Genomic DNA, 14,585 nt, shown 5'->3' with positions numbered 1-14,585 from the left:
CCTTGTCGTCAGCCGACCGGCACGGGCGAGGCGGCCATCAGTTCGCGGGTATAGGGATGAACGTGCTCTGCGTCGAAATCCTCGGCCGGCAACAGGTCGACCATTTCACCGCGGCGCATCACGGCGATGCGGTGGGCGATCTGACGGATGAGGTTGAGATCGTGGGTGATGAAGAGAAAGGCGGTTCCGGTCGCGGCGCGCAGCGCTAGCAGCAATTCGATGATCTGCGCCTGCACGGACACGTCCAGCGGCGCGGTGATCTCATCGCAGATCACGAGCTTCGGCCGCGCGGCGAAGGCCCGTGCGATGGCGACGCGCTGCTTCTCGCCGCCCGAGAGCTGGTGCGGCCAGCGCATAGCATAGGAGGCTGGCAGGCGGACCTGCTCGAGCAGGCGGGGAATCTCGGCGGCATTGCCGCCATAGAGCTTCAGGGGGCGCGACAGGATTTCACCGATCTTGTGGCGCGGATTGAGCGAGGAATCCGGATGCTGGAAGATGATCTGTACGTCGCGGCGATAGGCCGCGCCCATGTCGCGGGCGCCGGTGATCACCTGATTGTCGAAGCAGACCTTGCCCGAGAAGCGGGCAAGGCCGGTGAGCGCGCGCGCCACTGACGATTTGCCCGATCCGGATTCACCGACCAGCCCTAGGATTTCTCCAGCCCGCACGTCCAGCCCGATGCTCTTCGTCGCGGGCGGCGGCACATGGCCGAAGAGGCTCGCGCGGCCGTAATGGACTTCGATGTCCGAGGCCGAGAGGAGGATCTCGTCACTGGACTTGTCATGAACGAGGCGCCGTTCGGGCCTCGGCACTGCCTGCACGAGGGCCTGCGTATCGGCATGGCGTGGCGCGCGGAAGATGTCGGCAGCCGGAGCCTCTTCGACCAGACGGCCACGTTTCAGCACTGCGACCCGATCGGCAACCCGCGTCACGAGCGCGAGGTCGTGGGATATATAGAGCGCGGCAACGCCGGTTTCCTGGCGCAGCCGGGCGAACAGCTCGAGGATGCGCGCGCCGGTGATGACGTCGAGCGCCGTGGTCGGCTCGTCGAACAGGATGATGTCGGGCCGGCAGCCGAACGCCGTTGCAATGATGACGCGCTGCTTTTCGCCGCCGGAGATCTCGTGCGGATAGCGTCGCATGATCGCGGCGGGTTCGCGCAGTTCGACGTGGCCAAGCAGGTCGATAGCCAGCGCATCCGCTTCGCGCTGCTTGAGGCCGCGATGCTGGATCAGCGTCTCCGTCACCTGCCGGCCGATGGTGAGGGTCGGGTTGAGCGAGGTCGATGGATCCTGGAACACCATGCCGAGCCGGCGTCCGCGGATCCTGGTCAGTTCCCGCGGGCTTAGGCGCTGGAGGTCGGTGTCGCCGAGATGCAGGGAGCCTGCGATTTCGCGGGCATTGTCCGGCAGATGGCGCATCAGCGCCCAGGCGAGCGAGCTCTTGCCCGAGCCGGATTCGCCGACGAGGCCCAGCACCTCGCCCGGGCCGATCTGAAGCGAGATGTCGTGCAGCACACGCAGCGGTCCTGCGGCCGTCGCGTAGTCGAGCGTATAGTTCTTGATGGCAAGGGCCGGGATCACCGCTCGTCCTTCGGATTGAGGGCGTCGCGAAGGCCGTCGCCCACGAGGTTGAAGGCAATGGCGGTGAGCGCGATCGCCGCGGACGGCACGATCAGCCCCCACGGCGCCTGGTACATGTACTGCCGGGCATCGGCCACCATCAGCCCCCATTCTGATGCAGGCGGCTGGGCGCCGACGCCGAGGAAGCTGAGCGTTGCGAACAGCATCACGGCAAAGGACACGCGAATGGTGGATTCGATCACGATCGGCGCCATCACGTTGGGCAGCATCTCGCGGAAGATGATCCAGACTGCGCCTTCACCACGCGCGATGGCCGCCTTGACGTAGTCCTGGTTGCGGACATTGAGCGCAACCGAGCGGGTGACGCGTGCCATGCCGGGTGCAAAGGCCACTGCGATGGCGATGACGGCGTTGCCGGCGCCGTTGCCGAGCGTCGAGACCAGCAGCAGTGCCAGCAGAAGGCCGGGGATCGCCATCACCGCGTCGTTGGTGCGCATGATGGCCTCGTCGGTCCGGCCGCCGAGATAGGCCGAGCCGACGCCGATGATGGCGCCGGCCGCGCTGCCGACCAAGGTCGCGATGAGGGCCATTGGCACGGTCGACCGGGCGCCGACCATCAGGCGGCTCAGGATGTCGCGGCCGAATTGGTCCGCGCCAAGCCAGTTCTGCCAGCCGGGAGGACGAAACCGACCGAGAAAATCGATCTTCTCCGGCGGGTACGGGGCAAGCGCCGGCCCGAACAGGCAAGCAATGGCGATGAGCGCCAGGAGCGTGACGCCGACGAGCCCCTGCGGTCTGCGGATCAGGCGGACGAACAGCTCAATCATAGCGGATCCGCGGGTCGAGAACGGCATAGGCCATGTCGGCAAGCGTGTTGGTGACGGCGTAGGTCGCCGCCATGATCAACGCGCCCGCCTGGATCGACGGCAGGTCGCGCGCGGCGATGGCGACCATCAAGGCCCGCCCAATGCCGGGAATGGCGAAGATCTCCTCGATCACGATGATGCCGCCGAGCAGGTAGCCGACATCGAGCGCGATGATCGTCACAACCGGCAACAGCGCGTTGCGCAGCGCGTGACGGAACAGCACGGTGCGTTCCGGCAACCCCTTCAAGCGCGCTGCGCGGATATAGTCCGATTTCAGCACGTCCAGCGTCTCGGAGCGCATCATGCGCATCACGTGCGCGATGAGGATCACCGAGATCGTCAGCACCGGCAGCGCCAAATGAGAGATGCCGTCGCCGAAATGTTCCAGCGGCGAGACGTAGCCCGTCGCCGGCAGCCAATGCAACGTGTCGGCCAGCAGGAGCGCAAGCAGTGTTGCGGTGACGAATTCGGGCAACGATACACCGAGATACGCGATCAGGCTGACGCCGGTATCGGCGAGCCGGCCTTGTCGCAGCGCCGCCACCACACCGAGCGGTACGGCGACGACCAGCGTGACGAGGATGGACGAGGCCGCGAGCAGCAGCGAACGCGACAGCGCGCTCAGCATCTCCGGGCCGACGGGCTGGCTGGTCCGCATCGAGATGCCGAAATCGCCGGTGAAGACGCGGCCGGCCCAGTGCAGATATTGCTGCAAGGCCGGGGCGCCGAGCCCAAGCTTCGCCCTGAGCGCAGCCAGCATTTCCGGCGTCGCATTCTCGCCGAGCAGTGACTGGGCCGCGTCGGCCGGCAGGATCTGTGTGATGGCGAACACCAGCATCGAGACCACGATGACGGTGTAGACCATCAGCAGCAGACGGCGTGCGAACCAGGCGAGCGACACCGATGTCTCCGCGTCAGCCGCGCTTCGGCGCGCCGGCGCCGAGCGAAACCAGATCGAGGCGGAACACCGAACCGCGCGGATGCAGCGTGTAGCCCTCGACATAGGACCGCTGTGCGGCAAGAAGGTCGAAGAACGCCGAGATCACGGTGGGGACCTCCGCGTTCATCATCTCCTGCGCCTTTGCATAGAGCGCACTGCGCTTTGCCTCGTCGGTCTCGACGCGGGCCGCATTGATGACGGCATCGAACGCGCTGTTGTTCCAGCGGGTTTCGTTCCAGGTCGCATTGGACGTGTAGAGCAGGTTGAAGATCGCGTCGGCCGTCGGCTGCATGTTGTAGAAGCCGACGTAGAAATTGCCCTTCTTCCAGACCTGGTCGAGATAGGTCGCATGCGGCATCGTCTGCACGTTGATCCGGAAGCCGGCGGCGGCCGCCATCTCGCGAACCGCGACGCCGAGCTGGGTGCGGGTCGCGGGCCTGTCGGACGCGATCAGCGTGAGGTCGATGCCGCTGGGATAGCCGGCCTCGGCCAGGAGCTGCTTCGCCTTGGCGACGTCGGGCTTCTTGGTCGGGATGTTCTTGTAGAAGTGATAAGCGGAGTTCAGCGGCGTGTCGTTGCCCGGCGTTCCGTAGCCGCCGGCGACGAAGCCGACGGTCGCCTCGCGGTCGACCGCGAGTGCGAGCGCCTGGCGCACCCTGACGTCGTTGAAGGGCTTCTGATCGCATCCGAGGTTGATGTTGAGGAATTGGCCGGATGGCGTGCGCAGCGCCTTGACGCCGCTCGCCTTCACGAGCCGCTCGTATTCGCCGGGCGTCGTCGTCAGCAGCAGGTCGATCTCGCCGGAGATCATCGCCGACGCTTCGGCGGTCCGGTCCGGATAGATGAGCAATTCCACACGGTCGAGGTAAGGCCGTGTCGGGTCGTAATAGGCGGCGTTGCGTTCGACCACGATCTTTCGATCGGGCTCGTAGGACACCAGCTTGAACGGTCCGGTGCCGTTCGCCGTCGTAGAAAGGCTGGCGAGATCGGAGGCGATGACCTTCGCCGGAACGATCCGCGCGTTGAGATAGGTCAGGGCTACCGGCAGGTCGGCGTAGGCGCCTGATAGCGTGAACTTGACGGTCAAGGGATCGATCGCCGCGACCTCCTTGATCGGGCCGACATTGGTGCGGCCGGGCGAGGCGGTCTTCGGATCGAGAATGGCGTTGATACTGGCGATGACATCCTCCGATGTCAGCGGTGAGCCGTCATGGAAGGTCACGCCCGGGCGCAGCTTGAAGGTCCACTCCGTACGCGTCTCGTTCGGCTCCCAGGAGATCGCTAGGTCCGGCTCGACGGTCATGTCCGGCTTCAGCCGGGTCAGGTTGGAGTAAAGCAATTCGGTGACGAGATATTCCGGATTGACCCGCGCCAGCATCGGATGGATCACCGACGCGGCCTGGTCGAGCGACATCCGCAGCACGCCGCCGCGCTTGGGCGTATCGGCGATGGCGATCTTGGGGAGAGTGACGAGGCTGATGGCCGTGCCGGCGAGAAACAGGCGGCGGGTGACGGACAGCATGGCAGTAGGCTCCTCGAGTTAGCGAATGGCGATTGCTTCGGGCGAAAGATCGGGACGGAACTCGGCGGAGAGGTACGCCAGGACCGACTTCGCGAGCGCGACGATGTCGGGGAGCGTGGTGAATTCGCCGGGCGCGTGAATGCGGCTGTCCGGCCGACCAAGGCCCGTCAGAAGGATCTCCTGCATGCCGGTCGCCTGCACCCAGCCGAAATCGGAACAGCTCGTCGCGCCCCATTTGGCGAATTCGTCGGGTGCGTAGCCGAAGCCGGCCGACAGCGCGTCCTGCCAACGCGGCCAGTGCGGGCCGGTCGGATCCGACGTCGGCATCAGGTGACCGGTGAGGACGATCTCGATCTCGGCCAGCGGCGCGGCCTTGCGGATCGCATCCTCGATCTCGCGACGCGCGGCGAGGAAGTCCTCCTCCGGCGCGTAACGGCGGCAGATCAGGATCTCGAACCGCGAGGGAATCTGGCCACCGCACTGGCCGCCATGCGCGGCGGATATGTCGAGCTGTGCGGCAAGCGGGCGCGTCGCGCCGGGCGGAGCGGGCAGGGCGGACATGCGCTGTGCGATGTCAGGCTTCAAGGCGGCGAGCGCATTGAGGATCGGCAGCGCGGCCTCGATGGCGTTGGCGCCGCTTCCGGCATTTGCCGCTTCGCTCGCATGAACCGTCCGGCCATGGACTTTCACCAGAAGCGTGAAGAGCCCGAAACAGCCGGCCCAGATGCGAGGCGCCGCCGCGCCGTTGAAGTTGAGGATGTGCCCCTCGAGCAAACCCTGGTCCGCGAGATAGCGGACACCGGGATAGAGCCCGCCTTCCTCGTCGGTGCAGAACAGCAGCATCGGATCATAGCCGAGCGGCAGGCCGGTTCGGTCGGCGGCGCGCAGCGCCAGCAGCACGGCCGCAATCGTACCTTTCATGTCGGCTGAACCGATGCCGATCAGACGGTCGCCTTCGCGCGTCAAGTGCAGCGGATCGGTGGCCCAGCCCGGCGCAGCCGGCACGGTATCGACATGAAAATACAAGCCCAGCACCGGTCTGCCGGAGCGGCGGCGTGCGATGAGATTGGTGCGCGCGCCTTGCGCCGGGCCGCCATGGACACGCCACAGATGCTCAGGCACATCGATGCGCCGGCACTCGAGGCCAAGCGGCGCGACGAAGCTCTCCATCAATCCGGCAAAGGCCTGGTAGCCCGCACCGGGCGGGAAGGTCGTGTCGACCGCGACCATCCGCGCAAGATCGTCGACCGCGCTTTCGGCGGCACGTTCGATCTCGGCGAATCCCAGGCTTAGCCCGGACTGCCCTGGACGGATGGGCGGAGAAACCATTTGCGGCGGCTCATTTCTATATTCTATAAAGAAATACACGATGAGAACCGATTGCTGTCAATTCCAAAGAATGAGGCAGACGTGACCGGTAAACAGGCAAAAGCGGCGGTGACGGGCTCGTCGAGCCTGCCGGTTCCCCTGTACGAGCACGTCAAGCGTCAGATCGCCGAGGCGATCCTGGTTGGAGAGCTGGCTCCGGGTACGGTGCTCCCCGGCGAGGTTGCGCTTGCAACACGGTATGGTGTTGCGGTTGGCACCATTCGCCGGGCGCTGGCGGATCTGACGGCCGACGGCATGCTGGTGCGCCGTCGCAAGACCGGAACTGTCGTCACCGGCCGTGCTCCGCAGCATAGCCTGCGCTTCTTCTTTCAGTACTTCCGCTTGCACGGCGAGGATGGCGGCCTGCAGCGCTCCGTCCCTGAGGTCTTGTCCATGACAATACGGCCGGCAGGCGCCGAGGAAGCTACGCTCTTTTCGGAGCCGGCGGGTGAGCCGCTGCTGTGCCTCGATCGCATCCGCAGAGTCGGTAGCGTGCCGGTGATGCATTCGCAGATCAAGCTGCTCGCGCGTCGCGTGCCCGATTTTCCGCGCGAACCGGCACGCGTGCCGGCGCTTCTCTACCTTCATCTGCTCGACGTCTACGGCATCCGCGTTGCCGCAGTTCGCGAAAAATTGTCGGCAGAGCTCGCGGACGCAAAAGACCGGCGCCTGCTCGGCTTGCGATCGCCAAGCGCCGTCCTCGTCATTCACGAAGAGGCCTACGATCAGACCGGCGCATTGGCGCTTCTCAGCGAGCATCGCGCGACTACCGCGCGCCATCGCTATGTGAATGAAATCCGCTGACCCGATCGGAGCGAGCACCGTCCTCCAACGATGGAGAGAGGAAAACGACAACCAGCATCGATTGGGCTCGTCGCGCAGACCCGGCTCGTCGATCAGCAGAGCGAACGCATCCCGTCGATAGCAAATAGATACGTGCTATTTCCCCGCCGTCTCGGCGCGATACCAGTCGCCGATTTCGCTTGCGGTCATCAGGGCGACGCCCTCATGGCAGATGACATGATCGAGCAGCGCCTCCAGATATTTGATCCGGTGCGGCACGCCGGTGATGTAAGGATGGATCGAGATCGCCATGACCCGCGCATTATCGGCGCCTTCGAGATAAAGGCGGTCGAACTGGTCGGTGCAGCGCTTCAAAAACTGCTCGGACGGCAAATGCTGCAGCGCATGGATGACAATGTCGTTGGTCTCCACCGAGTAGGGGATGGTGGTGATGGTGCCGTGGGGCGTGGCGATATCCTGCGGCAAGTCGTCGATCACCCAGTCCGCGACATATTCGATGCCGTTGAGGCGGAGCAGATCGAGCGTTGCCTCGGTTTCAGTGAGGCCAGGGCTCTCCCATGAGCGCGGTGGCTTGCCGGTGAACTTGGCGATGGTGTCGACCGCACGCTCGATCGCGTCGGTCTGGTTGTCGAGCTTGTGCATCGGCCCCTGCAGGAAACCGTGGCCCATGAACTCGAATCCGGCTTCCAGCGCGGCCGAGGCGACGCGGGGATAGGAGTTGCAGACATTGCCGTTGATGGCGAGCGTTACCGGGATGTTGCGCTCGGTGAGAGCCTTGAACTGGCGCCAGAAACCCGCGCGCATCCCGTATTCATGCCACGACCAGTTCGGCACGTCCGGCAATAGCGGCTGTCCCATCGGCGGCGATAGCACGGTACGAGGCATGGCGTTCTCGATCCGCCATTCCTCGACATTGAGGATGACCCAGACGGCAAGCCTCTTGCCGCCGGGCAGCTCGAGCTTCGGGCGGTCGACCTGCGCCAGATAGGGGATGCGATCGGAGAGAACCATTGCGCTCAACCTGCGGCGTCGCGGCTTCGGGCAGAGGCGGCGTTGACGCGTGGCATGACTTGCTCGGCCATCAGGATCATAGAGCGACGGCCGGCCTCGCGGTCGCGCCAGTCCTTGCCGGCGTAGAGGAGCGTGCCGAAGACGCCGACTTCTTCCTGGAAAGCCAGCAACTGGTCGGCAACGCTATCCGGTGTGCCGTAGATGATGAGCTTTTCGCAGATCGACTCCAGCGTCACCTCATCGTCGGGCTGGTCGCGCCGGGTCTTGAACAGCTCGATGCGGCCACTCCGCTTCAGCTTGGTGAAGAGCGAGCGATAGTAGTAGACGTAAGGTCCGTTAGGGTCGGTTGCGTAGGCCTTGGCGGTAGCGGCATCCTTGGCAACGAATACGCTCTTGGCCACGCGCCAGTTGGCGGGATCCGCCGGACGGCGGGCGCGGTCGCAGCCCTCGACATATTTCGGCCAGTGGCTCTTAACCCACGCCGGCATCAGGAAGTTGGCGGAAATCGGTTCCCAGCCGCGTGCGGCCGCCTCGGTAACGCCCTTGGAGAAGGGCGCGACGGCCGTGACCACGATCGGCGGATGCGGACGCTGCAGCGGCTTTGCGATAAAGCCCTGACCGATGTCCTCAATCAGGGTCTTTTCGATCGAGATGTTCCAGTATTGGCCTGCGAGATTATAGGGCGGCTTGCCCTCCCAGATTGCCAGCACCTGGTTGATCGCCTCCAGGAACATCGCATTGCGATCGGCCTCGAGATTGCCAAACAGCTCGGCGTCCGACAGCAGGCCGCCCGGGCTGATGCCGAAGATCAGCCGGCCGTCGAGCATGTGGTCGAGCATTGCGATGGAGGCGGCAATTGCAGCCGGATGGCTGTTCGGCATGTTGACCGTGCCGGTGCCGAGCTTGATCTGCTTGGTGGCGGCGGCAAGCCAGGCGATGAAAGCGACGCAGGACGTGATGTTTTCGGCGCGGTCGGTGACGTGCTCGCCGACATAGGCCTCCGAAAATCCGAGCTCGTCCGCCAGCAGGAAGGCTTCCCGATCCTCCTTCAGGGATTGCCGCCAATCCTTGTCCAGGGGATGGATCGGCATCGTGAAGAACCCAAGCTTCATGATTGCTGTGCCTCCCCGAGCTGTTTTTGTTGGCGGGAGCGTGCGTCGGCCGGCCGATCAAGGCAAGTCCGAAAGTCGAAAAGACTGCGAAATCTAGTCGCTTGACCTTCGAATTGTCCCACCCTCTAATCCCCTCAAAAGCAGAAAAGCAGTTCCGGGGAGGGGCTTGCCTGAATGAAAGCCGCGGCTTTCGCCTATGCACGCGCGACCAGCGTTGCCAATGCGCTGGAGCTGCTTGCCGTGCACGGAGAGAAAGCGAGGGTGCTTTCGGGCGGGCAAAGCCTGATCCCCGCGATGAATCTACGGCTGGTTGCGCCGGAAGTGATCGTCGATATCGGCGATCTCGCCGAATTACGCGGGATCGCGGTCAAGGGTGATACGCTCGTCATCGGCGCGCTGACCCGGCATGCCGACCTCCTGAAATCATCCGACATTGTGAAATGTGCGCCGCTGCTCGGGGCGGCAGCGGCGCATGTAGCGCACCCCGCCATTCGCAACCGGGGTACCATCGGCGGTAGCCTCGCGCAGGCCGACCCGGCATCCGAACTGCCCGCCTGCATGCTGGCGCTGGGTGCGACGATCGTCGTGCACGGCCCCGGCGGCGAGCGGCGGATTGCTGCAGCGGATTTTTTCACCGGTATTTACGAGACGCAGCTCGCACCGCAGGATCTGCTGGTCGCCATCGAACTGCCAGTCGCCCGTACCGGCTCGGCGCATTTCTTCCAGGAGTTTGCGCGGCGGCACGGCGACTATGCGATCGTCGGCCTTGCGGCACAGGCAGTGCTGCAGGGCGATCGGATCGCCGACCTCCGGCTCGGCTATTTCGCCGTCGGCGACAAGCCCGTCCTGGCGAAGGCTGCCGGCAAACTGGCTGGCGCTACGGTCACGCCCACACTGCTCGCCGAGACCTCCGACGCCCTTTCACGTGAGCTTGATCCGCATGAGGATCAGCAGGCGACGCCGGCAATGCGCCGGCATCTCGCAAGAGTGTTGCTGGCGTGCTGCGTCGCTTCGCTTCTGAAACGTCCCGATCTCAACATCGGAGGACGTGCGTGACGGCTCCAGTGGCAATCTCAGTCACGGTCAACGGCGAACACGCGGAGGCGCATGTCTTGCCGCGGCTCAATCTTGCGGATTTCCTGCGCGAACATCTGAAACTGACGGGCACGCATCTCGGATGTGAGCATGGTGTATGCGGAGCTTGCACGGTGCGCGTCGGCGGCGAGATCGTGCGCTCCTGCCTGATGCTGGCGGTGCAGGCGAATGGCGCCGTGGTCGAGACGATCGAGGGCCTGTCCGACTCCGGCGAGATCGCCGACCTGCAGGCGGCGTTTCGCGACCGCAATGCGCTGCAATGCGGCTTCTGCACGCCGGGCATGCTGATGGCGGCGCAGGATCTGTTGCGTGAGAACCGAACGCCTGCGCGAGAGGAGATCCGCGAGCATCTCTCGGGCAATTACTGCCGTTGCACCGGTTATCACGCCATCATCGACGCGATCGAGACGACCGCACGGGCGCGGATGGAGCCGAAGGCATGAGCTCGATCCGCAGCAATCCCCAGCGGCTGTCGGTCCTGGACCGGCCGAACTCCTATATCGGCAAGACGGTGCCCCGGCCGAATCTCGAGCGGCTGCTGCAGGGGCGCGGCAGCTATGTCAGCGACATGGAGCTGCCGCGAATGGCGCATGTCGTGTTCTTGCGCTCGTCGCATGCGCATGCGGAGATCGTAAGCATCGACGCCGCCGCAGCAAGGCGGATGCCGGGCGTGATCGCTGTCGTCACGGGCAAAGAGCTTGCGGACGTCATCACGCCGTGGATCGGCGTGCTCTCCCATCTCAAGGGCCTCAAATCCGCGCCACAATCGGCGATCGCGGTCGACAGGGCCTGCTGGCAAGGCGAGGCGCTGGCCGCCATCGTGGCGACGAGCCGGGCGGCGGCCGAAGATGCCGTGGAGCATGTTGCGGTCGAGTATAGGGAACTCGAAGCCGTCACCGACATGCGCACGGCGCTCGATCCGGCGACACCGGTCATTCACGCCTCGCTTGGCGACAATCTGGCGTTCGAACGCATCCTCGACGCAGGCGCGGTGGATCAAGCCTTCGCCGGTTCCGATGAAGTGGTCGAGGCCGAATTCATCTTCGGCCGCCACACCGGCGTGACGCTGGAGCCGCGTTCGGTCGTTGCCGACTGGGATGCCGCGGAAGCGCGGCTCACGATCTATCAGGGCACGCAGGCCCCGCATATGGTGCAGAACATCGCGGCACTGCATTTGGGTCTGCGAGAGACGCAGGTCCGCGTCGTCTGCAAGGACGTCGGCGGCTCGTTTGGCATCAAGGTGCACATCTACGCCGACGAGATGGCGACATACGCGCTGGCCAAGCTGCTGCGTCGGCCGATAAAATTCGTCGCCGACCGCGTCGAGAGTTTCAATACCGACATTCACGCCCGCGACCATCGCTGCAAGGGAAAGATCGGTGTCAAGCGCGATGGCGCCATCACGGCGTTCGAGATCGACGATCTGACCGGCATCGGGCCTTATTCGATGTACCCGCGCACCAGCGCGATCGAGGCCAACCAGGTCGTCAACCTCGTCGGCGGCGCCTACACCACCAAGAACTATCGCGCACGGGCGCGGGTGGTATTTCAGAACAAGAACGTGATGTGCCAGTACCGCGCAGTCGGCCATCCCATCGCCTGTTCGGTGACTGAGGGACTGGTCGATCTCGCGGCCATGAAGATCGGTATGGATCCGGTGGAAATCCGCCGCCGCAATCTCATTGCCGACGACGCCTATCCCTGTGCCTCGCCGTCGGGGCTGCGGTTCGAGCAGTTGTCGCATCATGCGTCGCTGGCGAAGATCGTCGAGATGATGAATTATGAGGCGCTGCGCGCCGAGCAAGCGGCCTTACGAAAGCAGGGCATTCATCGCGGCATCGGCATCGCGAGCTTTATCGAAGTCACCAATCCCAGCGCCGCGTTCTATGGCGTCGGAGGGGCCAGGATTTCGTCGCAGGATGGCGTGGTGGTGCGGCTGGATGCGCAAGGTTCGGTGATCTGCCAGACCAGCATCACCGAGCAAGGGCAGGGCTCGCAGTCACTCACGGCGCAGATCGTGGGCAGCGTCCTCGGCGTTTCCATGGATCGCGTCCGCGTCATCCTCGGTGATACCGACATGACGCCGTACGGCGGCGGCACCTGGGCTTCGCGCGGCGCCGGCATTGGCGGCGAGGCGGCGTTGCAGGCGGCGAAGATCCTGCGCAAGAATATCCTCGATGTGGCCGCCGTCATTCTGCAATCGACGCCGGCCGAACTCGATATCATCGACAATGCCGTGGTCAATGTCAGCGACGGTGCGCGGCGCATCGAACTCGATGAGCTCGCGCGCATCGTCTATTTCCGCCCCGACACCCTGCCGCCGGGCATCCAGCCCGAACTGATGGCGACAAGACACTATGTGCCCCGTGACTATCCTTTCGCGTTCACAAATGGCGTTCAAGCCGCCTGGGTCGAAGTCGATACCGACACCGGCTTCGTCAGGTTGCTCAAGCACTGGGTGGTCGAGGATTGCGGCACCCTCATCAATCCGCAGCTGGTCGATGAGCAGATCAGGGGTGGGGTGGTGCAGGGGCTTGGTGCGGCGCTGTTTGAAAAGTGCGTCTATGACGACCGGGGACAGCTGACCAATGCCAACCTGGCCGATTACCTGGTGCCGATGTCCGGCGAAATGCCTGACATCGACGTGGGCCACGTTGTCTCGCCGACGCGCGAGTCCGAGCTAGGCGCCAAGGGCGCGGGCGAGGCCGGTACGGCAGGCGCGGCGGCGGCAGTGGCCAACGCGGTCAATGATGCGCTCAAGCCGTTCGGAACAATAATCACCGAGATTCCCCTGACACCGCAGGTCATCCTGACGGCCTTGGGACGGATCTGACGAGGGACGCCGCCACAACACCAGTACAATTACACCAAGCAACAACGACCCAGGGGAGAGAACTGCCAATGTCGAAGAAGGTCTCCAAGCCAGGATCGATTTCCCGCCGCCGCCTGCTGGCGACCGCCGGCGCGGCGCTTGCCGCCACGCCGCTCGGCGCCAAGTTGGTGCGGGCGCAGCAGACGCCGATCAGGATCGGCATGAGCATGCCGCAAACCGGCGGTCTCGCAGGCGGCGGCAAGGCCTCGCTGCTCGGCATCGAGATCTGGCGCGACGACGTCAATGCCAAGGGCGGGCTGCTCGGAGGCCGCAAGATCGAACTCGTCGTCTACGACGACAAATCGAGCGCGTCGGAGACGCCGGCGATCTATTCGAAGCTGATCGATGTCGACAAGGTCGACCTCCTGTTCGCGCCCTATGCGACCGTGCCGACGGCGCCGATCATGCCGATGGTCAAGCAGCGTGGGCTTCTGCTGATGGGTAACTTCTCCTTCCAGGTCAACAGCAAAGTCGGCCATGACATGTGGTTCAACAATGCGCCGTGGGGACCGGCTGACAGCTGGGCGACCTCGTTCCTCGATATCGGTCAGAGGGCCGGCGGCAAATCCATGGCGTTGCTGGCCGCCGACCAGGAATTCGCGCAGAATCTGGCGAAGACCGCGCGTGAAGTCGCAGCGAAGCGCAACCTGCCGATGGTATTCGACCAGGCCTATCCGCCGAACACGGTGGAGTTCTCCAGCATCATCCGCGCGCTCAAGGCGGCCAAGCCCGACATCGTCTATATCGCGTCTTATCCGCCGGACTCGGCGGGCATTCTGCGTGCCGTGAACGAGATTGGGATCGGCGACAACGTCAAGGTTTTCGGCGGCGGCATGGTCGGCCTGCAGTTCGGCGCCGTGATGGAGAATATGGGCTCACTGCTCAACGGCGTCGTCAACTACAACACATGGCTGCCCGAAAAGAGCATGTATTTCGAGGGGACCAAGGAGTTCTTCGACAAGTACACGAAACGCGCCGTCGAAGCCAAGATCGATCCGCTCGGCTATTATCTGGCGCCGTTCGGCTACGCCAGCGGCCAGCTCATCGCGCAGGCCATCAACGCGGTGGGATCGCTGGAGCAGAAGGCACTTGCAAAATATCTGCGCGAAAACACGCACAAGACCATCGTCGGTCCGATCGCGTTTTCGCCTGATGGCGAACGCAAGGAAACCGCGGTGCTGCAGGCCCAGTTCCGCGGCGTCGTTGACAAGAACATGGAGCAGTTCCGTAGCTCGGGCAAGCAGGTGATCCTGTTCCCGGAGAACCTGAAATCCGGCGAGTTGATCGCTCCGTTTGAGGCCGCGCGGAAATAAGCCGAGGCGGCGAGGGAAAGATCGTCCCGGGCGGGGATCGGATACCCCGGCACGAGTTGATCGGGCAAGCGGGCCAAGGCGGATCAAGGGGGACCTCAA

At 64.4% G+C, this 14,585-nt stretch carries 12 protein-coding genes; 5 read left to right on the top strand and 7 right to left on the bottom strand.

The window, feature by feature from the left end:
* Window positions 1-8 precede the first annotated feature (8 nt).
* The 5 genes from QA649_RS29630 to QA649_RS29610 are packed head-to-tail and all read right to left on the bottom strand — an operon-like array spanning window position 9 to window position 6,240.
* Window positions 9-1,583, bottom strand: coding sequence for an ABC transporter ATP-binding protein (locus QA649_RS29630; protein ID WP_283020291.1), 1,575 nt, complete (start codon window positions 1,581-1,583; stop codon window positions 9-11).
* A complete protein-coding gene (locus QA649_RS29625; protein WP_283020290.1) occupies window positions 1,580-2,410 on the bottom strand; it encodes an ABC transporter permease in 831 nt (276 codons plus the stop codon). The genes QA649_RS29630 and QA649_RS29625 overlap by 4 nt, the downstream gene beginning before the upstream one ends.
* The gene (locus QA649_RS29620; protein WP_283020289.1) at window positions 2,403-3,350 is read right to left on the bottom strand and encodes an ABC transporter permease; all 948 of its coding nucleotides are present in this window, start codon (window positions 3,348-3,350) and stop codon (window positions 2,403-2,405) included. Before QA649_RS29620 ends, QA649_RS29625 begins: the two co-directional genes overlap by 8 nt.
* Window positions 3,351-3,363: 13 nt before the next feature.
* Window positions 3,364-4,911, bottom strand: a complete 1,548-nt coding sequence (locus QA649_RS29615) for an ABC transporter substrate-binding protein (protein ID WP_283020288.1) — start codon at window positions 4,909-4,911, stop codon at window positions 3,364-3,366.
* A gap of 18 nt (window positions 4,912-4,929) precedes the next feature.
* On the bottom strand, window positions 4,930-6,240 hold the full coding sequence (locus QA649_RS29610; protein WP_283020287.1) for a M20/M25/M40 family metallo-hydrolase: 1,311 nt from the start codon (window positions 6,238-6,240) through the stop codon (window positions 4,930-4,932).
* Between the two features lie 81 nt (window positions 6,241-6,321).
* On the opposite strand from QA649_RS29610, the gene QA649_RS29605 reads away from it, so the two are divergent.
* Window positions 6,322-7,083, top strand: a complete 762-nt coding sequence (locus QA649_RS29605; protein ID WP_283020286.1) for a GntR family transcriptional regulator — start codon at window positions 6,322-6,324, stop codon at window positions 7,081-7,083.
* Window positions 7,084-7,218: 135 nt separating this feature from the next.
* On the opposite strand, the gene QA649_RS29600 is transcribed toward QA649_RS29605, so the two are convergent.
* Together QA649_RS29600 and QA649_RS29595 are read right to left on the bottom strand one after the other, a co-directional pair.
* Complete coding sequence (locus QA649_RS29600) at window positions 7,219-8,094, bottom strand: polysaccharide deacetylase family protein (protein WP_283020285.1); 876 nt, start codon at window positions 8,092-8,094, stop codon at window positions 7,219-7,221.
* 5 nt (window positions 8,095-8,099) lie between these two features.
* Window positions 8,100-9,206, bottom strand: a complete 1,107-nt coding sequence (locus tag QA649_RS29595) for an LLM class flavin-dependent oxidoreductase (RefSeq protein WP_283020284.1) — start codon at window positions 9,204-9,206, stop codon at window positions 8,100-8,102.
* Window positions 9,207-9,380: 174 nt separating this feature from the next.
* On the opposite strand from QA649_RS29595, the gene QA649_RS29590 reads away from it, so the two are divergent.
* The 4 genes from QA649_RS29590 to QA649_RS29575 all read left to right on the top strand — a co-directional run bounded on the left by QA649_RS29590 (window position 9,381) and on the right by QA649_RS29575 (window position 14,486).
* Window positions 9,381-10,262 carry a xanthine dehydrogenase family protein subunit M gene (locus QA649_RS29590; protein WP_283020283.1) on the top strand — a complete coding sequence of 294 codons (882 nt, stop codon included), beginning with the start codon at window positions 9,381-9,383 and terminating at the stop codon, window positions 10,260-10,262.
* Entirely contained in the window at window positions 10,259-10,744 is a 486-nt protein-coding gene (locus tag QA649_RS29585) for a (2Fe-2S)-binding protein (protein WP_283020282.1), read from the top strand. Before QA649_RS29590 ends, QA649_RS29585 begins: the two co-directional genes overlap by 4 nt.
* Entirely contained in the window at window positions 10,741-13,134 is a 2,394-nt protein-coding gene (locus QA649_RS29580; RefSeq protein ID WP_283020281.1) for a xanthine dehydrogenase family protein molybdopterin-binding subunit, read from the top strand. Before QA649_RS29585 ends, QA649_RS29580 begins: the two co-directional genes overlap by 4 nt.
* A gap of 68 nt (window positions 13,135-13,202) precedes the next feature.
* Window positions 13,203-14,486 carry an amino acid ABC transporter substrate-binding protein gene (locus QA649_RS29575; RefSeq protein WP_018643055.1) on the top strand — a complete coding sequence of 428 codons (1,284 nt, stop codon included), beginning with the start codon at window positions 13,203-13,205 and terminating at the stop codon, window positions 14,484-14,486.
* Window positions 14,487-14,585 lie beyond the last annotated feature (99 nt).

The organism is Bradyrhizobium sp. CB1717 (assembly GCF_029714325.1).
Classification (GTDB): domain Bacteria; phylum Pseudomonadota; class Alphaproteobacteria; order Rhizobiales; family Xanthobacteraceae; genus Bradyrhizobium.
This window is presented reverse-complemented; position numbering and strand designations above follow the sequence as displayed.